The following is a 23,405-nucleotide window of genomic DNA, read 5'->3' as shown; positions in this document are numbered from 1 at the left end:
GGGAGGTCCTCCTTCACGGGCCGCTCGGCCCGAATCGCTCTGTCCGGATGCGGTCGGCCGCGTGGCCGAGCGCGACGAGCAGGTCGGCAGCACCCTCGACGAAGCCGGTCGGTCCGCACACGTAGCACGTGGGTGCGTCCTCCCCCGTCCAGCCGGGAGCGGCGAGGTCCGACTCGCGCAGCCGGCCGACCGGGCGCCCGTCACCGTCGGGGGCCCGGCGCGTGTGGACGAGCCGGACCTCGACGCCCTCCGTGGCGGCCAGCACCGCGAGCTCGTCGCGGTAGATGACCTCGTCGGGCCCGCGGACCGAGTACACTAGACGGAAGGGCGGTGCGCCGAGGTCACGGGCCCGCAGCATCGCCATGAGCGGGACGACGCCGGAGCCCCCGGCCACGAGCAGCACGGGCCCGGGCTGCCCGGTGCGCCAGACGAACCAGCCACCGACGGGCCCACGCACGCGCACGGCGTCACCGACCGCGAGACCGTCGGCGAGGAAGGTCGAGACCTCCCCGTCCGGCACCCGCTGGACGGTCAGCTCGACCCGGTCACCGCACTCGGGCGCCGAGACGGAGTAGCTCCGGGTCGCCGTGTAGCCGTCGGGCGCGGTGAGCCGCACGTCCACGTGCTGACCCGGCAGGTGACCGGGCCACCCGTCGACGTCGAGGACGAGCGTCACGGCGCTGTCGGTCTCGGGGCGTCGTTCGACGAGCGTGGCCTCCCGCCACGCGCGCCGGGCGCTCAGTCCCCCTGGTACCGCTGCTCGCGCCATGGGTCGCCGTAGTCGTGGTAGCCGAGCTGCTCCCAGAAGCCGGGCGAGTCCTCGAGCATCAGCTCGATGCCGCGCACCCACTTGGCCGACTTCCAGAAGTAGAGGTGCGGGACGAGCAGCCTTGCGGGACCGCCGTGCTCGGGTCGGAGGTCGTCGCCGTCGTAGCCGTACGCGACCCAGGCCTGTCCGTCGAGGAGGTCCTCGAGCGGCAGGTTCGTCGTGTAGCCGCCGTAGCTGTGCACCATCGCGAAGTCGGCGGCCGTCTCGACGTCGGCGAGGAGGGTGTCGAGCGAGACGCCGCGCCACTCGGTGTCGAGCTTGGACCAGCTCGTGACGCAGTGGATGTCGACGGTCACCGTCTCGGCCGGGAGGGCCATGAGCTCGGCCCACGACCACGCGTGGCGGGTGCCGTCCTCCGTCGCGACCCACAGCTCGAACTCGTCGTGGTCGACGTTCGAGGTGGGGCCCGCCGAGAGCACCGGGAAGTCACCGGTGAGGTACTGGCCCGGGGGCAGCCGGTCGTCACGGCCGCGTGGCCGACCCTGGAACCCTCGTGTCACGAAGTCCATGCCCAGTCACTGTACGGGGCCGCCGACCACGCCGGACGGCATACGCGAGCGGTCGTTCCGTGCGCCACCCTCCCCAGGACGGCTCCGGCGGGGCAGGATGAGCCCGTGACGACGACGGTGCCGATGCTGTCGGTGTCGGACGGCGTGGCCACGATCCGGCTCGCGCGACCCGACGCCGGCAACGCCGTGGACCTGCCGACCGCCATCGCGCTGCGCGACGCGGTCGGCGCGGTCGCGAGCGCCTCCGGACCGGTGCACGTCGTCGTCCTCCGGGCCGACGGCCGGCTCTTCTGCGCCGGCGGCGACGTGCGCGCCATGGCCGCGGCACCAGCGCGCCGGGCCTTCGTCGCCGAGCTGGCGGAGGTGCTGCACGAGACGCTCGTGGCCCTGCGCGCCCTGCCCGTCCCCGTCGTCGCGGTGGTCCAGGGCGCCGCAGCCGGAGCCGGTGTCGGCCTGGTCCTCGCCTCCGACATCGTGCTCGCGGCCGACCACGCGACGTTCGTCGCTGCCTACCCCGGCGTCGGACTGTCGCCCGACTGCGGCGTCAGCGCCCTGCTGCCCGGCGCGGTCGGCGCTCGCCGGGCCGCCCTCTTCCTGCTGACCGGCGCCCCCATCGACGCGGCGACCGCGCTCGACTGGGGTCTCGTCACCGAGGTGTGCCCCGCCCCGGACCTCGACGCCCGCGCCGGCGAGGTCGTCGCCGCGATCGCCGCCCTTCCTCGCGAGGCGGTCGGCGAGGCGGCCCGCCTGCTGCGCCTGGCCGGTGAGCGGCCGTATGCCGTCCAGCTCGCCGACGAGGCGGCGACCATCGCGCGACTCGCCGGAGGCGCCGGGGCGGGAGCCCTCCTCGAGTCCTTCGCCGCGCCCGCCCACCGACCCGACCGACCTCGCGAACGCCCGAACCCCGGAGACACCCCATGAGCGCCAGCACCGCGCAGATCACCTCGAGCACCGTCGACGACGTCGTCCGCCGCAGCGCCGCGCGGCATCCGGAGCGGGTCGCGCTCGTCTTCGACGACCGCACGTGGACGTATGCCGCCCTCGACGACGCCGTGTCCCGCGCGGCCGCGCACCTGCTCGGTCTCGGGCTGACCGGCGGCGACCGCGTCGCGACGGTCGGGGTCAACTCCGACGCCTACCTGCTCGCCTACCTCGGCTGTGCCCGCGCGGGCCTCGTCCACGTCCCCGTCAACTACGCGCTGACCGGCCCCGAGCTGACCTACCTGCTCCGCGACTCGGGCGCGCGCGTCGCGCTCGTCGACGTGGCACTGCGCAACGGCGTCGAGGCCGTGCGCGCCGACACCGACCTCGAGCAGGTGCTGCTGCTCCACGGCGGGGACGGCGCCGTGCTGCCGCGGTGGAGCGAGGGCGACGTGCCCACGCTCGACGTCGGGACGCGCGACACCGACCTCGTCCAGCTGCTCTACACCTCGGGCACGACGTCCCAGCCCAAGGGCGCGATGATGACGCACCGGGCCCTCGTCCACGAGTACGTCTCCTGCATCGTCGGCCTCGACCTGCGCGAGGACGACGCCCCACTGCACTCCATGCCGCTCTACCACTCGGCCCAGATGCACGTCTTCCTCCTGCCCTACCTCGCCGTGGGGGCGACGAACCACCTGCTGCCCCGCCCCGACGTCGCGACGATCCTCGAGCGGGTCGCCACGCACCGCATCGGCTCGCTCTTCCTCGCCCCCACCGTCTGGGTGCCGCTCTCGAACCACCCGGCGCTCGACACCGCCGACCTCGGCTCGCTCCGCAAGGCGTACCACGGCGCGTCGATCATGCCGGTCCCGGTGCGCGACCGGCTCCAGCAGCGCCTGCCCGGGCTCGGCTTCTGGAACTGCTTCGGGCAGTCCGAGATCGGCCCGCTCGCCACGGTGCTGCGGCCCGAGGAGCACGCCGAGCGACCTGAGGCGTGCGGCCGCACCGTGCTCTTCGTCGAGGCACGCGTCGTCGACCCCGAAGGCACCGACGTACCCGCCGGGCAGTCGGGCGAGCTGCTCTACCGATCGCCGCAGCTGTGCACCGGCTACTGGAACAAGCAGGACGCGACGGCCGAGGCCTTCCGTGACGGGTGGTTCCACTCCGGCGACCTCGTCACCCGCGACGACGCCGGCTACCTCACCGTCGTCGACCGCATCAAGGACGTCATCAACACCGGCGGCGTCATGGTCGCCTCCCGCGAGGTCGAGGACGCGCTCTACACCCACCCGGCCGTGGCCGAGGTCGCCGTCATCGCGACCCCGCACGAGCGCTGGGTCGAGGCCGTCACCGCCGTCGTCGTCCTCCGCGACGGACAGACGGTGACCGAGACCGAGCTCGTCGACCATGCCCGCGCCAGTCTCGCGCCCTTCAAGCTGCCCAAGGCGATCCACTTCGTCGACGAGCTGCCCCGCAACCAGAGCGGCAAGCTGCTCAAGCGGGTGCTGCGTGACGACCTGGCTCAGGGGCCAGCCACGTCGTGACCGCGCGGGGCGCCTTCAGACGGGCAGGACGGCATACGCGAGCCAGGCCGTCCAGGCCGCCCACACGCCGAGGCCCCCGAGGTTGGTGCGCGGGTGGAGCGTCAGCGCGGCGAGGAACTCGCGCACGAAGGCGCTCGGCACGAAGTACCACGCCGTCGGGCCGCCGGTGACGTCGGCGTCGATGCCGAGGCGCCGGGCCAGCAGCGCCGCGCGGCCGACGTGGTAGTTGCTCGTCACGACGCGCAGGGGCCCGGCGTCGCCGATCCCGCGCGAGCGCAGGATCTCGCGTGAGAGCAGCAGGTTCTCCTCGGTCGTCGTCGCGCGGTCCTCGGTCGCGACCGACCCCTGGGGTATGCCGTGGGCCATGAGGTACGCGGTCATGGCCACCCCCTCGGACATCGGCTCGTCGTCGCCCTGCCCGCCGCTCGGCACGAGGAGGCACTCGTGGCCGCGGTCGCGCTCTGCCCGCCACGCGTCGGCGGCCGCGTCGAGCCGGTGGGCGAGCAGCTGCGGCACCGTGCCGCCCACGAGTCCCGAGCCGAGGACGACGACCGCCGCCGGCTCGGCGCGCGCACGGTGGCGCCGGTAGGTCAGGCAGTAGAGCGCGAAGCTGCCGAAGGCGAGCGCCGGGTAGCCGGGCAGGAGCAGGACGACGATCCCGAGGACCTCCGGCCCCGTCGGGGCGGCGGCGATCGCGCCGGCGGCACCGGAGCCGACGACGCCCGTTCCGACGGCCGTCGCGGTCAGGATCGCGATGCCGAGGAGCAGGGCGAGGACGTTGGTCAGACCCCGGCTCTGCGGGCGCAGCAGGCGCAGGCCGTTGCCGACGAAGAGGAGTCCCAGCACGACCGAGAGGACCTGCGGGAGCACGAGCACGTCCACCCCGAGCGCCGACAGCGCGGCCCAGAGGGCGCCGAGGAGCAGGACCCCGATCCGCCATCGGCGCGGGTCGGTGCGCGCGAGGTGGACCGCGAGGCCGAGGAGCACCACGACGAGGAGGAGGTCGAGGGCCGGGCGCATGCGACGAGCATGCCTTCCCGGAGGCCTCGTCGCGAAACCGGATGGTGGCCGGGGCGTCCCGGCGTGTCAGTCTCCCGACTGCACGAGACAGCCGGGGGCCGGCACCCCGGCGGCCGGGAAGGCCCGGGCCAGCGCGTCGGCGATGCGCTTGCCGCGCTCGGTGTAGCCCCGCGTCGTGAAGTGGATCCCGTCGTCGACGAACCACGACCGGTGCACCTCGGTGCGCCAGTCGTAGACGCGCATGGTCGGGTAGCGGCTGCACGCGTCGAGCAGCGCCGCGTTCCACTTCTCCATCTCGCGGTCGGCGTAGGGCCCCGAGGTGTCTGTGGTGCGCACCGTCAGCCACAGCACGGGGTGGTTGCCGATCGGCCGCATCAGCAGGTCGATCCGGTCGGCGAGCGGCACGACACCCCCGACGTACTGGTTCGCGACCTCGTTGGTGCCCATCGCGAGGACCCAGCACCCGGCATACCCCTGCGTGGTCCGTGACGTCACGGCGCTCTCGGCGTTCGGCTGACCCCGGAACGTCTCGACGATCGAGCGCGCACCGAGGATGTCCGGCACGAAGCTCGTGACCCCGACGCGGGCGTACTGGGCGGGCAGCCGCGTCGCGGAACGCGGTTGGTATGCCGGGTCGACGAGGCCGACGGACGTCGAGTCCCCGACGTGGACGAGGGACGTGCACGACGTCCGCGCCGGAGGGTGCGACGGCGGCACGGTCGGTGACGTCGGTGACGAGTGTGAGGTCGGTGAGGTCGGGGACTGCGGTGACGTCGGTGACGCGGGTGGGGACGTCGCGGTCGCGGCGGTCGTCGGCGGCACGGGCGGGTCGCCCGGGTCGAGCGCCCGGTCGTCCGCCCGTCCCCCGCCGACGAGCGCGGCTGCGCTGAGCGAGGTGACGGAGACAAGGGCCAGGGCGATCGTGCCAGCGGCGACGGCCGGCATCGACGGCACGGCGCGCGGCAGGTCGCCGGGTCGCGGCCGTCGCGGGCGGAGGGCGCGCCGGAAGCCGCGCCGGCGGATGGGGTCCTCGACGAGGTTCCACGACAGCGTCGCGAGCAGCAGCGTCAGCCCGAGCTGGAGCGCGCCCCGGAGCCCGTGATGCCCCCGCAGCACGTCCGGGCCGGTCAGGGCGACGACGGGCAGGTGCCAGAGGTAGATGCCGTACGAGCGCTCGCCGACCCAGCGCAGGGGCCGGACCCCGAGCAGGCGGCCGAGCCGTGACCGCGGGTGCGACACGACCGCGACGAGGCCGGCCGTGGCGAGGGACAGCAGCAGCAGTCCACCGCGGTAGAGCGACAGCGAGTACTCGTCCGTGAGCGTCATGAGGGCGAGGACGACGACGAGACAGCCGACGCCGACGGCGTCGAGAGCCCGACGGTCCTTCCGCTCGGGCAGTGGTGGCAGTGCGCCGCGACGCCAGACGAGGGCCACGGCGGCGCCGACGAGGAGTCCTCCGGCCCGCGCGTCGGTGCCCTCGTAGGCCCGCGTGTTGTCGAAGCCCGGCACGGCGAGGAGCCAGAGGAGCACGAACGACGCGAGGGCGAGCACCGTCGTCAGTGTCGCGACGCCACGCAGCCGACCCCGCACGACGACGAGGAGTCCGAGCATGAGCACGGGCCAGACGACGTAGAACTGCTCCTCGACGGCGAGGGACCAGAGGTGGTCGAAGGGCCCCGGCCCGCTGAACCGCTGGAAGTAGGACTCGCCGTCCGAGATCGTCTTCCAGTTGCTCACGTAGAGCAGGGCGGCCACGGATTCGGTCAGGCGCTCACCCGCGGCGTCGGGGTGGGTGACGACGGAGACGAACGACACGACGACGAGCACCACGACGACGGCCGGAAGCAGCCGACGGGCCCGGTGCACGTAGAAGCGGCCGAGTCCGACGGTCCGCGTGCGTTCCCAGCCGGCGACGAGGACGCCCGTGATGAGGAAGCCGCTGAGCGTGAAGAAGACCCCGACCCCGAGCAGCCCTCCGCCGAGGGCCGGCACCCCGAGGTGGTAGCCGACGACAGCCGCCACCGCGAGGGCCCGCACTCCGTCGAGCCCCGGCACGTAGGCGGTCGGGCGTTCTGTCGGTCTGGGCATCGGGTCCGCCAGAGGTCGCCGGGATGCCGAGGACCCCGGATGCCAGCAGGCTAGGTCGCACCGCCTCGCGGGTCGTCGAAGTGCGCGGCGAACGCGGTTCGGGCGATTCCGGGAGAACGGTGCACCGAGGATGTGACGCCCACGAGCCCGACGAAAGGCGCATTTCCTGTCGAATCGACAGGATTCACGGGGATCTTCGCCCCCACAGGGCACCTCGCGTCCCGTAGCGTGTCCTACTGGAAGGGCCGGGATTGACTGCCACTCCACCCCTCCCTCACGGCTTGGCAGTCAGGTGGGGTCCGGCCCTTCCACCTCCCAGGCGACAGCCGGAGTCAGCGCGCTCGCGAGCACCCGGCGAGGACCCGAGCGATCTGCGCCTTCTCCGCCGCGGTGACCCAGAGGCGGTAGCGCGACTTCACGGCGACCTGACGCGCGACGTAGGTGCAGCGGTAGGCCTTGTTCGGAGGCAGCCACGACGCGGCGTCCGCGTCACGCTTGGCGCTGTTCGTCGGGCCGTCGACGGCGAGCAGGTTGAGCGGGTCGTTCGCGAGCGTCCTGCGCTCGGTCGCCGTCAGCTGCTGCGCACCCGTGACCCAGGCATCGCCGAGGGCGACGACGTGGTCGATCTGCACCTTCGACGACGAGGCACGTCCCCGGACGAAGGTGATGGTGCGCCCGGTGTAGGGATCCGCGAGCGTGCCTGAGACGACGACACACCCGCGTGTGCCGGCCTTCAACCGTTCGGCGACGAGGTCGCGGCGCAGCACGTCGTTGCGGGTGTCGCAGCCGTTGTGCCCGAGGCTCACGTCGACGTCGTCGCTCCAGGCGGGGCCGAAGGCGTCCCGGTCGTAGCCGGTCTTGGGGGCCCGGCCCTTGACCGGGAGGCCGTCGAGCGTCGTGAGCGCCGCGCGCGCCAGCGCGGGCGTCAGGGTCGGGCCGGGGGACGGCCCGGAGCTCGCGGTGGGTCCGCCTGCCGCACTGCCGGGCACGACGCGGGTCGGGGCGTGCGGGACGCCGGCGCCGGGCGACGGCAGCGGAAGGCCGCAGCCGGCGAGCGCCACGCCCGCGGCGACGAGAACGGCCAGGAGCGGGGGCAAGGAGCGAGCAGGCACGATCGGCAACCTTGCCACACAATGGAATTGGGAGGCATGCGGCTCGCCGAGACGGCTGGCCCCGGGTGTCGGGTGCGGCCGAGCGCGTCGGCCACACCCGACGCGTCACTGGCAGCAGGCGTTGTAGCCGCGGTCCATCCAGAACTGGGTGGGCACCGGGTTCACGAGCGTCGTGTCGCTGCTGAAGGTCGCCGCGGTCTGGCGCCCGGGGCGCATCTCGACGTGGGTGTGCGTGGCAGGGGCGCCGCGAGCTGCCTCGTCGCCGATCTTCTGGCCCTTTGAGATCGACTGCCCCACCGCGAAGCCCAATGGGTTGAGGTGGAGGTAGATGACGGTCTTGTCGTAGGTGGCGCTGTAGACCGCGAGCGTGGACAGCGCATCCGTCGCGTCGCTGCCCTCGGTCACCCGGGTCACCGTGCCGCCGAGGACGGCGAAGACGTCGGCGCCGGACTGGTAGGCGACATCGATGCCCTCGTGTCGCCCCGGGGTGTTGAGGTAGCCGTCGAACCACGCCGTCACGCGTGCACCCGACGAGTGGTAGACGCCGTACTCGAACGCGTCGTTGGTGGCGAAGCCGACGATGTGGCCGGCATTCTCGTTCTTCAGCTCCGGACGCAGGTCCGCCTTGACGCCCGGGTCGACCGAGTCGATGGCCCCGGAGTAGCCGCTCCGGTAGAAGACCGTCGCCACGGCGGCCTCCCGGTTCCAGACCGACGCGGCGTTGTTCTTGACGCACTGCCCCTGGCCGTTGCCCGCCGAGACGAAGGTGACGCACCCGGACCCGGTGCCGTAGTCGGACTGGCTGTTCGCGAGGTCGACGAGCGACCCGCCGTTGCCGGAGTTGTAGTAGAGGCAGAACTCGCCCGTCTCGCAGACGCCGTTGCGCGCCGTGGCGGCCTGCGCGGCGGGTGCCGAAGCCACGACGGCCCCGGCGAGCGCGGCCGCGACTCCGGCCGACGCGATCGTCTTCTTCATGGTGTCCCCTGTCGTCGTGGGGCCCACGGGCCCCCGGGCCGTCGGGCGGTCGCCCGACGTTCGTCCCGGGTCCGACGCTAGGACAGCCGCTCGCGGCCGGCGCGCCGGAAGGCGGGGAGCACTCCCCATCGGCGGGCCGTCGGCAGACCGAGACCGGTCAGCGGCGCGCGATCGTCACCGTGCGGATGCCGTGCAGGTGCAGGTCGGTGCGGTGGAGCAGGCCGTGGGGGCCGTCGTCGTCGAGCAGTGCCGTGAGCGTGCGGTGGTCCTCGGCGTCCAGCCGGTCGGTGAGGCCGTGCGCGAGCCGGTCGAACCAGGCTCGGGCGTAGCGGCCGGCGTGCGGATGGTCCGGCGAGCGCTCGTCGATGACGACGTCGTGCTCGTCGACGACGGTCCACCCCGCCTCGCCGAGCACCTCGCCCCAGGACGCGCCGATGGTGGGCAGCACCTCGGCGTGCACGGCGGAGAGCACGCCGAGCGCCCGGCCCTCGAAGCCGGGACGGCCGAGACCGGGGTCGTCGGGCAGGAAGCGCAGCGGTTCGTCGAACTCGGCCACCGCGACCAGACCCCCGTCGCGGGTGGTCCGTCGAAGGTCGGCGAGAGCGCGGTTCGGGTCGGCGAGGTGGTGCAGTGACATCGAGGCCCAGGTGAGGTCGATCGGGTCCAGGTCGGGCCATCCGGCATCGAGGTCGGCCACGACGGTGCGGACGCGGTCGCCCACGCCGGCGGCCCTCGCCTTGGCGTCGACGCGAGCCAGGGCGAGCTCGGAGACGTCCACGGCGACGACCTCTGCGTGCGGCAGCCGGCGCGCCAGTCCGAGCGTGCCGGTGCCCGTGCCGGCACCGAGGTCGACCACGCGGGCGGGCGCGCCCTGCTCGTCGGCCGGCGAGGACGCCAGGGCCGCGGTGACGCGGTCGAGCGCCGCGTCCCAGTAGCCCCGGAGCACGTCGCCGTCGAGGTCGAGCAGGTCGGCGCCCTCGACCTCGGACGCCAGGTCGTCGTGGCTGTGGCCGTCGTGGTCAGCGTGTCCGTGGTGGGCGGCGTGACCGGCGGGGGCGGGGGCGTCTCCGTGCTGTGCGTGCGACATACGTGTCACGGTAGGACACCGTTGCGCATACGGCATACGATCTTGCCGATGACGCAAGAACTCGATCTCGACGCAGTGATCCGCGCCCGCATCCGCGGCCTCCGCGTCGCTCGCGGGTGGTCCCTCGACGCCCTCGCCGGCCGGTGCGGCCTCAGCCCGTCGACGCTGAGCCGGATCGAGACCGGCCACCGCCGGATCGCCATCGACCAGCTGGGTCCGATCGCCCGCGCGCTCGGCACGACCATCGACGAGCTCGTCGACCTCGCGAGCGACGACGACGTCGTCATCCACCCGCGCCGGGACACGACCCAGGGGCGCACGACGTGGTTGCTGACGCGTGAGGACGAGCCGCACGGTCTGGTCGTGGCCAAGATGCGGATCACGGCCACGCGCCACAGCGGCCGGCTGGGCGTGCACCCGGGTCACGAGTGGTTCACCGTGCTGTCGGGGACGGCTAGGCTGCACCTCGGCGAGCGCGTCGTGCTCGTCGAGGAGGGCCAGTCGGCGCAGTTCTCGACGATGGTCCCGCACGCCATCACCGCCGATGACGAGCCGGTGGAGGTCATCCTCGTGCTCGACCGCGACGGACGGCGCGCCCACCTCGACGTCGCAGCGGGCGAGGCGCCCGCGTAGCCCTCAGGACTGGGTGCGCAGGTAGCGGCCGAAGTGGGGCACCGTGAAGGCGATGAGGCCGCGCTCGCCGGAGTAGATGAGGCCCTTCTTGATGAGGGCGTCGCGCGCCGGCGAGAGCGACTGCGGCTTGCGCCCCAGCACCTCCGCCACGGCGGACGTCGGCACGGCGTCGCGCTCGGTCACCCCGTCGCGGACGTATGCCGTCTCGTCCGCGATCGCTGCGTCGCCCCCCTCCRTGTCCCCCTCCCCCGCAGGCGCGTTTACGAGGGCCGCGTCGGCCATGGCCCGGAGGTACTCGCGCTCGGCGGGCGTCGCCCGCTCGAAGCGTGAGCCGAAGAAGCCGACGGCGAGCTCGGACTCGGCCTCGGGCACCGCGACCCGGATGTCCTGGGCCGTCACTGGTGAGGAGGGCGCGACGTCCCACACGACCTTGCCGTAGGCCTGGATGAAGTACGGGTAGCCCGCCGTCACGGCATACATCTCGTCAAGCGCCTCGGGCGTGAACTCGCACCCCTCCTCGGTGGCCGGCCCGACGAGGGCGCGGTCGGCGGAGTCGCGAGGCAGCCGGTCGATGCGCGAGTAGCGGAAGAGCCTCTCGGAGTAGGACTTCGAGGCAGAGAGCACCGCGGGCAGGTGGGGCAGGCCGGCACCGACGACGATGACGGGCAGGCCCGACTGCGAGATCTCGTGGCACGCCGCGCAGAGCGCCGACACGTCGTCGGGGTCGAGGTCCTGCATCTCGTCGATGAAGAAGGCGATGCCCTTGCCGACGTCCGCGGCGAGGCCGCCGACGTCCGTGAAGAGCTCGACGAGGTCGATCTCGATGTCGCTCGAGTCGGCCCGTCCGGTGACGGCCGGCACGTCGATGCCCGGCTGCCACTTGTCACGCAGCTTCGCGCCCGTCGGGGCGTCGCGCAGGGCGAAGGCCTTGATGATGCCGAGCACGTGGTCGACGTCCTCGCCGCGCGGGTGACCGAGCTCGCGCACGGCCTGGTGCGCGGCTGCGGCGAGCGGTCGCCGCAGCCGCTGGTCGGGGCGGGCCTCGAACTTGCCGGTGCCCCAGTCGGCCCGCACCGCCGAGCTGCGCAGGGCGTTGAGCAGGACGGTCTTGCCGACGCCGCGCAGGCCGGTGAGGACGATCGAGCGCTCGGAGCGTCCGCGGGCGATGCGCTCGAGCACGACCTCGAAGGTGCGCAGCTGCTCGTCACGGCCGGCGAGCTCGGGCGGGCGCTGGCCCGCCCCCGGGGCGTACGGGTTCGTGATCGGGTCCACGATCGGAGGCTATACCCATCTCTACCGAAAACCTGAGACATCCCGATCGGCCCTGATCGGCGCGTCTTCCGAACGCCGGGCCGGAGGGCGAGACCCACACCGACTCCATGGATACCGAAGTCATTTGATTCGGATTCCACTGAATTCAGACATGAAAAAGCGCCGTTCCGCACGGTCAGGGGTGGTCATGCGGAACGGCGCGTTGCGACTATAACGCGCTCTGGGGCGAAACGGTCAACTGATCGAAGAGATTTCAAAAACTTCGTCGGGGTGCGCGATCGCGTCCTGCTCGGCCACGAGCAGCATCTCGTCCGAGCCGCTCGCGTGGGTGCGCTCGAGCACGGCATACATCGTCGCCGCGGTGCGGCGCAGGGCCACCTCCGGGCCGTCGGTCAGGTGGTGCGCGAGGAAGACCGCAGCGGTCACGTCACCACCGCCGCGCACCGTCATCGGCAGCATCGGGGTCGTCACGACCCAGGCGTCGTCGGCGGTGACGCACGCCATCTGGATCGAGCCCTCAGGCGTGTCGAAGGTCAGCGCGCTCGTCACGAGGACGACGCTCGGCCCCTGCGCGACGAGCTCGCGCGCCGCGGCGACGAGGTCGGCCTGCGTCGACACCGGGCGACCGACGAGGAACTCGAGCTCGAACTGGTTGGGCGTGACGATGTCGGCCCTCGGCACGACGTGGTCGCGCATGTACTCGGGGATGCCCTCGCGCACGAAGAAGCCGCGGCCGACGTCGCCCATGACCGGGTCACAGCAGTAGACCGCGGCGGGGTTGGCCGCCTTGACCCGTGCGACGGCGTCGAGGACGACCTCGCCGACCGCCTCGGCGCCCTGGTAGCCGGAGAGCACCGCGTCGATGGCCGGGAAGGCCCCCCGCTCCTCGACGCCGTCGATGACGGCCGCGACGTCGGCGGGCGCGATGAGCGGGCCTCGCGTCGAGCCGTAGCCGGTGTGGTTGGAGAAGGTGACCGTGAGCACGGGATAGACCTCGTGCCCGAGCCGCTGGAGCGGGAAGACCGCGGCCGAGTTGCCGGCGTGACCGTAGGCGACGTGGGACTGGATCGACAGGATCTTCACGGCCTCCACCCTAGCCGCTTGTCTTGATGACCTATTTATAGTGATACTAGAACTATGTTGTGGCGGGTGGACCCCACGTCGAGCACGGCGTTGCACGTGCAGGTGGCCGCCTGCGTCCGACGCGAGATGGCCTCCGGGCGTCTCGCGAAGGGCGACCGCCTGCCCTCGGCCAAGGAGGTCGCCGGCGTGCTCGACGTCAACCTCCACACGGTGCTCCGCGCCTACCAGTCCCTCCGGGACGAGGGGCTCATCGACCTGCGCCGCGGCCGCGGGGCCGTCGTCAGCACCTCCGACCCCGGAGGTGACGCGCGGCTGCGCACCCTCGTCGCCGAGCTCGTCGCCGCGGCTCGGCTCGTCGGCGCCACCCCGGCCGACCTCACCCGACTCATCGAAAGCGAGTTCCAGCGATGACCACCGACCGCCGCCCCACCCACGCCCTCATCGCGAGCGCCGCGCTGGCTCCCGTCGTGGCCGCGGTCGGCACCGGGCTGGCGTATGCCGTCCGCGACCTGGTGCCGGACCCCGTGGCCGTCCACTGGGGCCTGCACGGCGAGCCGGACCGCTGGCAGCCCTTCGGGGCGGCCGTCGTCACCGCGGCCGTCATCACGATGGTGATGCCACTGGCCCTCGTCGGCCTCGGCGCGCTCATGCACCGCTCCGCCCGGGGTCCCCTCGCCGCCGTCGCCGGTGGCCTCGCCGTGTTCCTCGGCGGCGTGCTCTTCGGTGGCCTCGTCGCGCAGCGGCCGGGACAGGTCCCGCAGGCGTTCCCGCCGCAGTGGGCCGTGCCGACACTCTTGCTGACTGCCCTCGTCGCCGTCGGGCTCTGGCGCTGGGGACGCCCGACGCCACCCGAGGTCACCGGCGCCCGCGAGCCCCTGCCCGCCGACGCGCCTCGGCTCGACGTCACGCCGACGACCCGGCTCGCGTGGACGGGGCGGGCGAGCCTGCGCGTCGGCCCGACGCTGGCTCTCGCCGTCGTCGTCGCGCTACCGCTCGTCTGGGTGGCGCTCGCCGGGTTCGCCTGGGTCTGGCTGCTGGCGCTCGCCCTCGGGGCTCTCCTCGCTCTCACCCTCTCGGCGCGCGTCACGGTCGACACCTCCGGCCTGCGGGTCTCGAGCGCCGGGCTCTCGTGGTCGCGCGTGCCGCTCGAGCGGGTGGCGTCGGCCGGGACGACGACCGTCTCCCCGTTGCGCGAGTTCGGCGGCTGGGGCTGGCGGATCGGCGTCGACGGCCGGCGTGGCTACGTCACCCGCGCCGGCGAGGCGCTGGTCGTGCACCGCATCGGCGAGCCCGACGTCGTCGTCACGGTCGACGACGCCGACGAGGCCGCCGCCGTGCTCAACACCCTCGCCGCCCGCGTGGGATGACGAGGTCCCGTGTCAGGATGGACGGCATGAGCATCCCCACGACGACCGTGTCCGAGCTGCCCGACGACGCCGTCCTCGTCGACGTCCGCGAGGCCGACGAGTGGGCCGCTGGCCACGCCCCCAACGCCATCCACATCCCCCTCGCGGAGCTGCCGGCACGCATCGACGAGCTGCCCGAGACCGACGACACCGTCGCCATCGTCTGCCGGATGGGCGGCCGGTCGGCCCGCGCGGTCCAGTGGCTCGTGCACCAGGGCTACGACGTCGCCAACGTCGAGGGCGGGATGCTCGAGTGGGAGCGGGCCGGCAAGCAGCTCAGCGCGGACGGCGACCCCACCATCATCTGACTCGGGGCGATTCGTCCGGTTCACACCCGCACGCGCCTTCTCCGTGTAACGCTGTCGCTCCTGACGGGTCTCACCAGTGACCGACCCGCCGAGCCAGGAGCACCCGGACCATGGACGACCGTCGACCCGAGCCCACGCAGGACACCTGGTCGCAGTGGCTGCCCGACCTCGACTCGCCGGACGCCACGGCCACTCCCGTCCCGAGCGCCTCGAGCGCGCCGGTGATGCAGCCGCCCGTCCCCCTGCCGCCGCCTGCAGGCCGGCTCGACCCGCTGCCGTATGCCGCCGCCCCCATCGCCGAGTGGGTCGGCCCCCGCAGCGGCCAGGCACCGCCACCCCCTACCCGCCTCGGCTGGGCGATCCTGTGCACGATCTGCTGCTTCACGCCCTTCGGGATCGTCGCGATCATCAAGTCCACCCAGGTCAACCCGAAGTGAGCCCTCGGCGACTGGGACGGGGCGCGGGTCGCCTCACGGTCGGTCAAGACGTGGTGCCTGCTCGCCGCTGCCATCTCACCCGGGGCCTCGATGCTGCTCTTCGCGTGCTCCTCGGTCGGGCACATGACCGACTCCCTGTAGGTCGGTCCCTGAGGGGCCGGGCGTACCCCGTCAGGCGACCGGGATCGTCGACGGTGGGGTGCAGACGAGCTCGTCGCCCTGCGGCGCTGTGGAGGGCGCCTCGACGACGCCGCCGCCGACGGCGGACGGTCGGGCCTGCTCGGCACGATCGGACACCTGGACGCAGAACTGCCACTGCTTGACGGCCGGGTCGACCGGGGTCCGTGGGGCCTCGAAGGAGTCACTCGGCACGTCGAGCGTCGGCGGCGACACGGCATACGCCTTCCCGGTGATGCTGGCACCGGGCGCGATCGTGTGGCCGCCCATGACGGGCGCTGCCGCGAAGCGGACGTTCGGGCCGGGAGCGAAACCCTGCTTGCTGAGGCGGAGGACGCCGGACTCCTCGTAGACCCACGCGTGCTTGGCATCGACGTCCATGGGCAGCGTCGCGCTGCCGAGGTCGGCGGGCACGACGTCGTAGGCGAGGACGGGCTTCGTGCCCGTGTTGGTCAGCGTGTAGTCGACGACGAGGCCGGGACTCGCCGCGACGCCGGCACCCGTCGCGCCCACCTCGGGCCCTCCCGGCGCCATCGTCGCCTCGAGGCGCACGCCGCCCGACGTCGCCGTCTCGGCGCCCGCGCCGGCGTCGACCGTCGAGCCGGCCGTGGCCGACGGACCGTCGCCACCGGCGGGCGTGGCGGCCCCGGGTGACGGCGTCGCCTGCCCGCAGGCACTCGTGACGAGCACGGATCCGAGGGCGAGCGCGACGAACGCTCGACCGGGACGAACCGGGTGGAGGGGACCGCGCAGGACGTGGTGGGTCAACGGCTTCATGACGATGAAGACAACCACGAGACCGGAAGCGTTGCATTCCGGACGAATCCGCGCCGGGCCGTCATGCCTGACGAGACGTGCTCACTTGAGCAGCTTGGACATCCGTCGGTCGGCGAGCGGCTTGCCGCCGGTCTGGCAGGTGGCGCAGTACTGCAGCGACGTGTCGGCGAACGACACCTCGCGGACGACGTCGCCGCACTCCGGGCACAGCTGGCCGGTCCGCGCGTGGACCCGCATGCCCGCGCGCTTGGCGTCCTTGAGCTCCTTGGCCGGCTTGCCCGACGCCGTCGTGACCGCGCTCTTCAGCGTGTCGCGCAGGGCGGCATACAACCGGTCGACCACCTCGGGGGCGAGCGTGCCCGCGATGGCGAACGGGCTGATCTTGGCGACGTGGAGGATCTCGTCGGAGTAGGCGTTGCCGACGCCGGCGATGAACTCCTGGTCGCGTAGCAGGCCCTTGATCTGCGTGCGCCGGCCCTCGAGCATCGAGCGGAACTGCTCGAGCGTGAAGTCGTCGGCCATCGGGTCGGGGCCGAGGCGCGCGATGCCGGGCACCTGGGCCGGGTCGGTGACGATGTAGGCCGCGAGCGACTTCTTCGTGCCGGCCTCGGTGAGGTCGAAACCGGAGCCGTCGGACAACCGCACCCGGAGTGCGATCGGTGACTTGCCCGGTCGCAGCACGGTCATCGGCAGCTGGTAGGACCAGCGCAGCCAGCCAGCCCGCGCGAGGTGGAAGACGAGGTGGGTGCCGTCGGCGTCGATGTCGAGGAACTTGCCGTGGCGGTGGACACCGTCGATGGGTGCACCCTCGAGCGCCTGCGGTGGCGGGTTGAACGTCTTGAGCACGCTGAACGAGGCGAGCTCGACCTTCGTGACGGCAAGGCCGTCCGTCCGCTCGGCGAGGAAGTCGACGAGCGCCTGCACCTCCGGCAGCTCAGGCATGGCCCCAGTCTGTCACCCGGAGCCGACGGAACGGCCCGGACGCGAGGGCTGCTCGTCGGCCGCGACGACCTCGCCGACCTTGCCGGCGCCCTCGAGGACGCGGAGCATCCCGTGCCCGTCCGCAGCCGAGTAGGTCGGCACGGACCGCGACGCCCAGGGACGGATGGGCGAGTCGATCTTCATCGGGTTGGAGAGCACCTGCTCGGTCGGCGACAGGTGCCGGATGCAGATGGCGTCGACGCGGTCGGGGCGCGCCTCGGCGAAGTCGGCGTAGATCTGGGGGTCGTGCTGGCCGTCGTCGCCGACGAGCAGCCACGTGATCTCGGGGAAGTCGCGGGCGAGGCGGTCGAGGCAGGTGCGCTTGTGCGCCTGTCCGCTGCGGAACCACCCCGTGTTGGTGGGCCCCCAGTCGGTGAGCATGAGCGGACCGAGGGGGAAGCCGTTCTCGACGAGGAAGCGGTTGAGGGTGGCGGCGGCGTTCCAGGCGCCGGTCGACACGTAGACGATGGGCGCGCCCGGGTGCGCCGAGAGGATGCGGCGGTACATCGGCGCCATGCCCGAGACCGCGTGACGCGCCTTGCCCCGGCGGACGAAGGTGTTGAACGCCGCGATCATCGGGCGGGGCAGCATCGTCGTGATGACGGTGTCGTCGATGTCGCTGACGATGCCGTGCGTGACGCCGTCGGCGACGATGAAGACGTCGGCCGCGACGGGGTCGGTGCCCTGCACCTCGACGACCACCTGCTGCCAGCCCGGGGCGAGGCCGTGGTCGCGGGCGACGATGTCGACGTGTCCGCCGCGGTCGGACCGACCGTAGACCTCACGGTCACCGGCGGTGACCTTGACCGGGACGCCCGTCGCGGGCGAGGTGATGAAGGCGCGCCAACCCCGGTCGTAGTGGGCCGGGCTCAGGGCACCGGTCGCGTCCTGCCTGGCCTCCGGACCCTCGACGTCCTCACGGCCCTTGCGCCCGAGGAGGATCCGCGCATAGACACGGACGAAGGAGGACGAGCCGTAGCCCACGTGGGTGATGACCCGGTTGCCCCAGCCGCGGCTGCGGAGCACGCGCTCGACCTGCTCGTGGACGGCGTCCTCCACGATGGCGGCCGCGTGCGGTCGGGACATGGCCACAACCTACCCGGCGGGGGTGTCGGGCGAGCAGAGGGAGCGCGGCGGGCGCGCGGCGGGCGCGCGCCGGGCGCGCGCCGGGCGGGTGCCACCAGGTGGACCCCGGCGGGCGCCGGGTCGACGCGGCGGGTTTGATGGACGCCGTGCACCCCATTGCCGAAGTCCTCAGCAAGGCCGCAGGCGGCGACTTCCCGACCGTCGACGGCGCGTGGCAGCGCGTCGAGCCGTGGCGGCCCGGCGTCGAGGGCGTCGTCGCCTTCACCGGGCACGCCTACCTCGCCGTCGACGACGACGTCTCGGACGGCACCCTGGACTCCCTGAGCCCGGACGGCTTCGGCGGCGCGAGCAACCCGCGCCTCGTCTCGCGCCTGGCCGGCACCGGCTGGATCGACGCCCTCGACCTCATCCTCGTGGCCCGCGGAGCCGGCGGCGAGCCCGCGCTCGTGCCGCGCAGCGACCTGCGCAACCACCCCCGCGCCCAGCACGCGACCTCCGTGCGCAGCGACGTCACGACCTTCGGGTATGCCGCCCCCGACGACCACACGCTCGTGACCCTCTCGACGGGGCTGGGCGGACTGCCCGAGGTGGGCCTCGAGACCGATCCGTCCAAGGACCACGTCGGGACCGACGTCGTCCGCGACGCCCTGACCCTCATCGACGAGGGCGACGTCGTCGTCGCGGCCTGCGCGCCCGGCAACGCCCGCGCCCTGCGCGCGTTCCTCGCGGCCGGCTTCGAGCCGGTGGCGTCCGTGCAGCTCTGGCGCCCCGAGCGCTGACCCCGACTGCTGACCCCGAGCGCTGACCCTCGGCGGCGCTCGAGCACACCGACGATTGGCGGATGTCGGTCAGTCATGATCGGATCTGCGCGTGGACACCGGCGTTGGCGTGGGCAGTGAGGCACACCGTCGGCCTGCGCGTGCCCACCTGTGGCCGGTCCTCCCTCTCGCGGCGGCGGCCTGGTGGGTCGGCGGCGCGTTCCCCTGGATCCTCGACGGGCTCGGCGCGCGCTCACCACGCAACTGGCCCTACGACGTCGCCACGGGCTCGGCGACCGACGGCTACATCAGCCTCCTGCCGTTCACCACGGCGCGCCTCGGGCTGCTCCTGACGATCACGCTCGTCGGCGGCGGCCTCGCGGCCCTCGCGACGCTCTGGGTGCGTCCCCGCGCCGGGCGGCGGCTCCGGGTGGCCGTGCTCGCCGCCCTCGGGGCCCTCACGTCCGGCGCCTACACGATCGCCCAGTCGGCGGGGGCCACCCGCCAGCTCGGCAGCGACTTCGACCGCGACGACCGCGTCATCGTCGGCGTCCTCGCCGTCGCGGTCCTCGGCACGGTCGTCGGTCTCGTGCTCGGGCTCCTCGTCGCCCTCGGCGGCCCGGTGCTGCGAGCCCTGGCCGCCGCTCCGCTCGCCGTGGCCCTCGGCAGCTGGGTCAGCGCCGTCGTCGTCGCCCTGCTCGGCCTCCAGCGGTCGCTGGGCCTGCTGCAGTGGAGCTCCGTCGTCGTGGGCGTGGCCGCAGGTCTCGCCCTGGCCGGCCTGGGCCTGCGCCCGGCTCGACGCCTCGTCGCGTGGCTCTCGGTGCTCGTCCTGCTCTCCGTCTGCGCCGCCGGCCAGACCGCCTTCTCCTACCTCGCGTCCTACCTGCGGCCGCGCTCGGGACTGCCCGACGGGCTGCGCGACCACGTCGAGGCGAGCCGCGACGTCTTCGTCGCCGCCCTCTCACCGGCCAACCAGGCCTGGGGCGTGCACCTCGTCGCGATCGCCGTCGGCCTGCTCGGGTCGMTCGTGCTGTGGCGGCGTCCCCGTACGCCGAGCAGCCCCGGAACGGCGCGCCCGGCACCCGGCCCGACCACCCGGCATACGACCTCTCCTGCACAGGACCGTCACGCGGGCGCCACGACCTCATGACACGGGGGCCGCGGCCCGGCACGTACCGTGGAGCCATGCTCAGGGGATCTCGTGCCAGGACTCTCGTCGCCGTCTCGCTCTCGGGGGTGCTCGTCGGCACGCTCGTCGCCGGCTGCTCCCTCTTCGACTCGCCGCCGAAGCCCGACGACACCGCTCGTGCCCTCGCCTCAGGGCTGGCGAGCGGTGACCTCGGCGCGGTCACCTTCAAGAACACGACGCCCGCCAAGGCGACCGCCTTCGTCAAGGCCGCCTACAAGGACCTCGGCACGCTGCGTCCGCAGGTGGCCCTCAGCGAGATGAGCCACACCGAGGGCTCCGACCACGCCACGGCCACGCTCTTCAGCCGCTGGGATGTCTCGACGTCCCCGACCGACTGGACCTACGAGACGCAGGTCGACCTGAGTCTCGTCGACGACCAGTGGCGGGTGTCCTGGACGCCCGGTGTCGTCGCTCCACAGCTCACCTCCGACGAGACCCTCGACCTCGCCCGCAAGTGGCCTCGGCGGGCCGACATCGTCGACTCCTCGGGCGGCAAGATCATGACCGAGCGCGAGGTCGCCGCCGTCGGCATCGACAAGACGAAGGTGTCGGGCGCCGAGGCGACGGCCTCGGCGAAGAAGCTCGCCGCACTCATCGAGATCGACCCCGCCCGCTTCGCGGCGAAGGTCGCGGCAGCCGGCTCCAAGGCCTTCGTCGAGGGCGTCACCCTGCGCGCCACCGACCCGATCATCGAGGAGCGGGGCGCCGCGATCGAGAAGGTCACGGGCGCGCTCACCGTCCCGGCCCTGCAGGTGCTCGGCCCGAGCCGCACGTGGGCCGCCCCGATCCTCGGCACGGTCGGCGAGGCCACGGCCGAGCAGATCAAGGCCTCGAAGGACGCCCTCGAGGCCGGCGACACCGTCGGCAAGAACGGCCTCGAGTACCGCTACGACGCCCGGCTGCGGGGCACGCCCGGCCTGGCGGTCCACGCCGTCAAGCGCGGCGCCGACGGCAGCGTCCTCGACAAGCGCGAGCTCTTCGCCGAGCAGTCGACCGAGGGTGAGCCGCTGACGATCACCCTCGACCCCAAGGCCCAGTCCGCGGCCGAGGCGGCGCTCGCCAAGCAGACGAAGCACCCGACCGCGCTCGTCGCCGTCCGCGTGTCGACCGGTGAGGTGCTCGCCGCGGCCGTCGGGCCCGCCGCCGCCGGCACGACCCTCGCCCTCGCCGGCAAGGAGGCACCGGGCTCGACGTTCAAGATCGTCAGCTCGCTCGCCAACGTGCGCAAGGGCGCCACGGCCGACACCACGCTGCCGTGCACCGAGACGCTCACCGTCAACGGTCGCCGGTTCAGCAACTACATGACCTACCCCAAGGACAAGCTCGGCGACATCCCGATGCGGACCGCCCTCGCCTTCTCGTGCAACACGGCCTTCATCAGCCAGCACGAGAAGGTGAGCCAGGACGACCTCGTCTCCGCCGCGCAGTCGCTCGGCATGGGCGAGAAGCTCGACCTGCCCTTCACCGGCTTCCTCGGCTCGGTGCCGACGACCGACGACGTCGTCGAGCACGCAGCGTCGTTCATCGGGCAGGGGCGCGTCGAGGCGTCACCGCTGACGATGGCGATCGTCGTCGCGTCGGTCATGAAGGGCCAGACAGTGCGCCCGCAGCTCGTGGCCGGCGCCCCCGCCCTGCCCAAGCCCGCGACGCCCCTCGACCCCACCGAGGCGGGCGTGCTACGTCAGGAGATGCGTGACGTCGTCACCGAGGGGTCCGGCACGGTCCTGGGTCCGCTCGGCGTCGAGTACGCCAAGACCGGCACCGCCGAGTTCGGCACGAAGAGCCCGCCCGACACCCACGTGTGGATGGTCGCCGGCCGCGGGGACATCGCGATCGCGGCCTACAACGAGGTCGGGGACAACGGCGTGACGGGCGCCGCGCCCTTCATCGTCAGCTTCCTCAAGGCGTACGACCTCCGCTGACACCCCACCTCCTGACCGTCGAGAGGCCACTTCGTGCCGGTCACGGGCAGACGAAAGGCCACTTCTCGTGACGAGAAGTGGCCTTTCGACGTCTTGGGTTCAAGGGTCTGTTGCAACGAGGGCTACCCCAAGGATGGCCTCCATGCCTGGTCCTCGTCTGTCGTTGTCCGAACGTGCTCAGATCGAAGTGCTCTTCGGTCAGGGCCTGACCTTCCCAGCGATCGCCGCGGCGATCGGTCGTGACCGCTCCACCGTCTGGCGCGAGGTCACCCGTAACAACTCCTACCGCGGCGCGAACCTGAGGCGCCCCGGCGCCCGGCACCCGCACGCCCGCCGCACCCGCGGGACCGGCGGCCACCTCGGCGGCCCCTACCGGTGGGTCTACGAGCACCACGCAGCCCAGTACAACTACCGGCGCCGAGCCCGGCGCCCGCACCGACCCAAGCTGCGCAGCTCGTACAGCTGGGACCGGCCGAGCCTGTGGAGCGAGCACGTGCTGCCCAAGCTCACCCAGCGGTGGTCCCCGAAACAGATCTCCCGATGGTTGGCTTCGACCTACCCCAACCAGCCGGAGCTGCACGTGTCGCACGAGACGATCTACCAGGCGATCTACCTCCAAGGCCGTGGCGAGCTGCGCCGCGAGATCGCCACCCAACAGGCCCTGCGTTCCGGGCGGGCGCGCCGCCGGCCGCAGTCCCGCACCGCGCACGGTGCCCGCGGCAGCCGGCCTTGGCTGGCCGACTTCCACATCTCCACCCGACCCGCCGAAGCCAGTGACCGGGCCGTGCCCGGGCACTGGGAAGGCGATCTGGTCATCGGCGCCCGCGGCGCCAGCGCGATCATCACCCTCGTCGAACGCGCCACCCGCTACGTCATGCTCGGAGCCCTGCCCCAGTCGCGGGTCAGCCCCGAAGTCATCCGGGTCCTGACCGAGCTGATGGGCCGGGTCCCGGCCGAGCTGGCCAAGACCCTGACCTGGGACCAGGGCATCGAGATGCGCCGCCACACAGAGTTCACGCTGGCCACCGACTGCAAGGTGTTCTTCTGCGACCCGCACTCACCCTGGCAGCGCGGCAGCAACGAGAACACCAACGGCCTGCTACGCCAGTACTTCCCCCGTTCGAGCACCGACTTCCGCACCTACACCCAAGCCGACCTCGACCAGGTCGCCCGCGAGCTCAACGGCCGCCCCCGACAAACCCTGAACTGGCAGACTCCCGCACAAGCCCTCAACACCCACCTCGTTGCAACAGCTCCCTGAAACCGCCCCGACCGAGACCCACAGAAC

Annotated in this window: 23 protein-coding genes; 11 read left to right on the top strand and 12 right to left on the bottom strand. The window is 72.9% G+C overall.

The window, feature by feature from the left end; translation table 11 throughout:
* Positions 1-13: 13 nt before the first annotated feature.
* Positions 14-769 (bottom strand): ferredoxin reductase, encoded by a 756-nt coding sequence (locus tag AB4Y83_RS10730; protein ID WP_442296858.1) that lies wholly within the window; start codon positions 767-769, stop codon positions 14-16.
* On the bottom strand, positions 739-1,338 hold the full coding sequence (locus AB4Y83_RS10725; RefSeq protein ID WP_442296857.1) for a sulfite oxidase-like oxidoreductase: 600 nt from the start codon (positions 1,336-1,338) through the stop codon (positions 739-741). Before AB4Y83_RS10725 ends, AB4Y83_RS10730 begins: the two co-directional genes overlap by 31 nt.
* A 105-nt stretch (positions 1,339-1,443) precedes the next feature.
* On the opposite strand from AB4Y83_RS10725, the gene AB4Y83_RS10720 reads away from it, so the two are divergent.
* Together AB4Y83_RS10720 and AB4Y83_RS10715 are read left to right on the top strand one after the other, a co-directional pair.
* Positions 1,444-2,259, top strand: a complete 816-nt coding sequence (locus AB4Y83_RS10720; protein WP_442296856.1) for an enoyl-CoA hydratase/isomerase family protein — start codon at positions 1,444-1,446, stop codon at positions 2,257-2,259.
* Positions 2,256-3,806, top strand: a complete 1,551-nt coding sequence (locus AB4Y83_RS10715) for a fatty acyl-CoA synthetase (protein WP_442296855.1) — start codon at positions 2,256-2,258, stop codon at positions 3,804-3,806. The genes AB4Y83_RS10720 and AB4Y83_RS10715 overlap by 4 nt, the downstream gene beginning before the upstream one ends.
* A gap of 15 nt (positions 3,807-3,821) precedes the next feature.
* Here the strand turns inward: AB4Y83_RS10715 and AB4Y83_RS10710 are convergent, their stop codons facing one another.
* The 5 genes from AB4Y83_RS10710 to AB4Y83_RS10690 form a co-directional block, all read right to left on the bottom strand.
* Positions 3,822-4,826, bottom strand: a complete 1,005-nt coding sequence (locus AB4Y83_RS10710; protein WP_442296854.1) for a YdcF family protein — start codon at positions 4,824-4,826, stop codon at positions 3,822-3,824.
* A 66-nt stretch (positions 4,827-4,892) separates the two neighbouring features.
* Positions 4,893-6,914, bottom strand: coding sequence for an acyltransferase family protein (locus tag AB4Y83_RS10705; RefSeq protein WP_442296853.1), 2,022 nt, complete (start codon positions 6,912-6,914; stop codon positions 4,893-4,895).
* A 332-nt stretch (positions 6,915-7,246) separates the two neighbouring features.
* Entirely contained in the window at positions 7,247-8,026 is a 780-nt protein-coding gene (locus tag AB4Y83_RS10700; RefSeq protein WP_442296852.1) for an HNH endonuclease family protein, read from the bottom strand.
* Positions 8,027-8,131: 105 nt separating this feature from the next.
* Entirely contained in the window at positions 8,132-9,001 is an 870-nt protein-coding gene (locus AB4Y83_RS10695) for a peptidase inhibitor family I36 protein (protein WP_442296851.1), read from the bottom strand.
* 157 nt (positions 9,002-9,158) lie between these two features.
* The gene (locus AB4Y83_RS10690; RefSeq protein ID WP_442296850.1) at positions 9,159-10,088 is read right to left on the bottom strand and encodes a class I SAM-dependent methyltransferase; all 930 of its coding nucleotides are present in this window, start codon (positions 10,086-10,088) and stop codon (positions 9,159-9,161) included.
* 48 nt (positions 10,089-10,136) lie between these two features.
* Between AB4Y83_RS10690 and AB4Y83_RS10685 the strand changes: the two genes are divergently transcribed.
* Positions 10,137-10,721, top strand: coding sequence for a helix-turn-helix domain-containing protein (locus AB4Y83_RS10685; protein WP_056775029.1), 585 nt, complete (start codon positions 10,137-10,139; stop codon positions 10,719-10,721).
* 3 nt (positions 10,722-10,724) lie between these two features.
* On the opposite strand, the gene AB4Y83_RS10680 is transcribed toward AB4Y83_RS10685, so the two are convergent.
* Together AB4Y83_RS10680 and pdxY are read right to left on the bottom strand one after the other, a co-directional pair.
* Complete coding sequence (locus AB4Y83_RS10680) at positions 10,725-11,993, bottom strand: ATP-binding protein (protein ID WP_442296849.1); 1,269 nt, start codon at positions 11,991-11,993, stop codon at positions 10,725-10,727.
* 234 nt (positions 11,994-12,227) lie between these two features.
* On the bottom strand, positions 12,228-13,076 hold the full coding sequence (gene pdxY, locus AB4Y83_RS10675) for a pyridoxal kinase PdxY (RefSeq protein WP_442296848.1): 849 nt from the start codon (positions 13,074-13,076) through the stop codon (positions 12,228-12,230).
* A gap of 54 nt (positions 13,077-13,130) precedes the next feature.
* On the opposite strand from pdxY, the gene AB4Y83_RS10670 reads away from it, so the two are divergent.
* The 4 genes from AB4Y83_RS10670 to AB4Y83_RS10655 all read left to right on the top strand — a co-directional run bounded on the left by AB4Y83_RS10670 (position 13,131) and on the right by AB4Y83_RS10655 (position 15,227).
* On the top strand, positions 13,131-13,487 hold the full coding sequence (locus AB4Y83_RS10670; RefSeq protein ID WP_442296847.1) for a GntR family transcriptional regulator: 357 nt from the start codon (positions 13,131-13,133) through the stop codon (positions 13,485-13,487).
* Positions 13,484-14,443, top strand: coding sequence for a DUF1648 domain-containing protein (locus AB4Y83_RS10665; RefSeq protein WP_442274071.1), 960 nt, complete (start codon positions 13,484-13,486; stop codon positions 14,441-14,443). The genes AB4Y83_RS10670 and AB4Y83_RS10665 overlap by 4 nt, the downstream gene beginning before the upstream one ends.
* 17 nt (positions 14,444-14,460) lie before the next feature.
* Positions 14,461-14,790, top strand: a complete 330-nt coding sequence (locus tag AB4Y83_RS10660) for a rhodanese-like domain-containing protein (protein WP_056775043.1) — start codon at positions 14,461-14,463, stop codon at positions 14,788-14,790.
* 110 nt (positions 14,791-14,900) lie between these two features.
* Positions 14,901-15,227 carry a CD225/dispanin family protein gene (locus tag AB4Y83_RS10655; RefSeq protein WP_442296846.1) on the top strand — a complete coding sequence of 109 codons (327 nt, stop codon included), beginning with the start codon at positions 14,901-14,903 and terminating at the stop codon, positions 15,225-15,227.
* Positions 15,228-15,398: 171 nt separating this feature from the next.
* On the opposite strand, the gene AB4Y83_RS10650 is transcribed toward AB4Y83_RS10655, so the two are convergent.
* The 3 genes from AB4Y83_RS10650 to AB4Y83_RS10640 all read right to left on the bottom strand — a co-directional run bounded on the left by AB4Y83_RS10650 (position 15,399) and on the right by AB4Y83_RS10640 (position 18,248).
* A complete protein-coding gene (locus tag AB4Y83_RS10650) occupies positions 15,399-16,199 on the bottom strand; it encodes a hypothetical protein (protein ID WP_442274069.1) in 801 nt (266 codons plus the stop codon).
* 63 nt (positions 16,200-16,262) lie between these two features.
* The gene (locus tag AB4Y83_RS10645; protein WP_442296845.1) at positions 16,263-17,123 is read right to left on the bottom strand and encodes an Fpg/Nei family DNA glycosylase; all 861 of its coding nucleotides are present in this window, start codon (positions 17,121-17,123) and stop codon (positions 16,263-16,265) included.
* A 12-nt stretch (positions 17,124-17,135) separates the two neighbouring features.
* The gene (locus tag AB4Y83_RS10640; RefSeq protein WP_442274068.1) at positions 17,136-18,248 is read right to left on the bottom strand and encodes an App1 family protein; all 1,113 of its coding nucleotides are present in this window, start codon (positions 18,246-18,248) and stop codon (positions 17,136-17,138) included.
* Between the two features lie 146 nt (positions 18,249-18,394).
* Here AB4Y83_RS10640 and AB4Y83_RS10635 point away from each other — a divergent pair, with 146 nt between their 5' ends.
* From AB4Y83_RS10635 to AB4Y83_RS10620, 4 genes are all read left to right on the top strand, one after another.
* Positions 18,395-19,027 (top strand): N-acetyltransferase, encoded by a 633-nt coding sequence (locus AB4Y83_RS10635; protein ID WP_156415522.1) that lies wholly within the window; start codon positions 18,395-18,397, stop codon positions 19,025-19,027.
* Positions 19,028-19,118: 91 nt separating this feature from the next.
* Complete coding sequence (locus tag AB4Y83_RS10630) at positions 19,119-20,156, top strand: hypothetical protein (RefSeq protein WP_442296844.1); 1,038 nt, start codon at positions 19,119-19,121, stop codon at positions 20,154-20,156.
* A gap of 35 nt (positions 20,157-20,191) precedes the next feature.
* A complete protein-coding gene (locus AB4Y83_RS10625; RefSeq protein WP_442296843.1) occupies positions 20,192-22,117 on the top strand; it encodes a penicillin-binding transpeptidase domain-containing protein in 1,926 nt (641 codons plus the stop codon).
* Positions 22,118-22,259: 142 nt separating this feature from the next.
* A complete protein-coding gene (locus AB4Y83_RS10620) occupies positions 22,260-23,378 on the top strand; it encodes an IS30 family transposase (protein ID WP_442277111.1) in 1,119 nt (372 codons plus the stop codon).
* Positions 23,379-23,405 lie beyond the last annotated feature (27 nt).

Source organism: Terrabacter sp. RAF57, from assembly GCF_052113925.1.
Taxonomy (GTDB): Bacteria; Actinomycetota; Actinomycetes; order Actinomycetales; family Dermatophilaceae; genus Terrabacter.
This window is presented reverse-complemented; position numbering and strand designations above follow the sequence as displayed.

What these genes read in the sequence shown, in the direction of transcription:
- AB4Y83_RS10730 (WP_442296858.1), bottom strand. Translation starts at nt 769, where the DNA reads ATGGCGCGAGCAGCGGTACCAGGGGGACTGAGCGCCCGGCGCGCGTGG.
- AB4Y83_RS10725 (WP_442296857.1), bottom strand. Translation starts at nt 1,338, where the DNA reads ATGGACTTCGTGACACGAGGGTTCCAGGGTCGGCCACGCGGCCGTGAC.
- AB4Y83_RS10715 (WP_442296855.1), top strand. Translation starts at nt 2,256, where the DNA reads ATGAGCGCCAGCACCGCGCAGATCACCTCGAGCACCGTCGACGACGTC.
- AB4Y83_RS10710 (WP_442296854.1), bottom strand. Translation starts at nt 4,826, where the DNA reads ATGCGCCCGGCCCTCGACCTCCTCCTCGTCGTGGTGCTCCTCGGCCTC.
- AB4Y83_RS10705 (WP_442296853.1), bottom strand. Translation starts at nt 6,914, where the DNA reads ATGCCCAGACCGACAGAACGCCCGACCGCCTACGTGCCGGGGCTCGAC.
- AB4Y83_RS10695 (WP_442296851.1), bottom strand. Translation starts at nt 9,001, where the DNA reads ATGAAGAAGACGATCGCGTCGGCCGGAGTCGCGGCCGCGCTCGCCGGG.
- AB4Y83_RS10690 (WP_442296850.1), bottom strand. Translation starts at nt 10,088, where the DNA reads ATGTCGCACGCACAGCACGGAGACGCCCCCGCCCCCGCCGGTCACGCC.
- AB4Y83_RS10685 (WP_056775029.1), top strand. Translation starts at nt 10,137, where the DNA reads ATGACGCAAGAACTCGATCTCGACGCAGTGATCCGCGCCCGCATCCGC.
- AB4Y83_RS10670 (WP_442296847.1), top strand. Translation starts at nt 13,131, where the DNA reads ATGTTGTGGCGGGTGGACCCCACGTCGAGCACGGCGTTGCACGTGCAG.
- AB4Y83_RS10665 (WP_442274071.1), top strand. Translation starts at nt 13,484, where the DNA reads ATGACCACCGACCGCCGCCCCACCCACGCCCTCATCGCGAGCGCCGCG.
- AB4Y83_RS10660 (WP_056775043.1), top strand. Translation starts at nt 14,461, where the DNA reads ATGGACGGCATGAGCATCCCCACGACGACCGTGTCCGAGCTGCCCGAC.
- AB4Y83_RS10655 (WP_442296846.1), top strand. Translation starts at nt 14,901, where the DNA reads ATGGACGACCGTCGACCCGAGCCCACGCAGGACACCTGGTCGCAGTGG.
- AB4Y83_RS10645 (WP_442296845.1), bottom strand. Translation starts at nt 17,123, where the DNA reads ATGCCTGAGCTGCCGGAGGTGCAGGCGCTCGTCGACTTCCTCGCCGAG.
- AB4Y83_RS10640 (WP_442274068.1), bottom strand. Translation starts at nt 18,248, where the DNA reads ATGTCCCGACCGCACGCGGCCGCCATCGTGGAGGACGCCGTCCACGAG.
- AB4Y83_RS10625 (WP_442296843.1), top strand. Translation starts at nt 20,192, where the DNA reads ATGCTCAGGGGATCTCGTGCCAGGACTCTCGTCGCCGTCTCGCTCTCG.
- AB4Y83_RS10620 (WP_442277111.1), top strand. Translation starts at nt 22,260, where the DNA reads ATGCCTGGTCCTCGTCTGTCGTTGTCCGAACGTGCTCAGATCGAAGTG.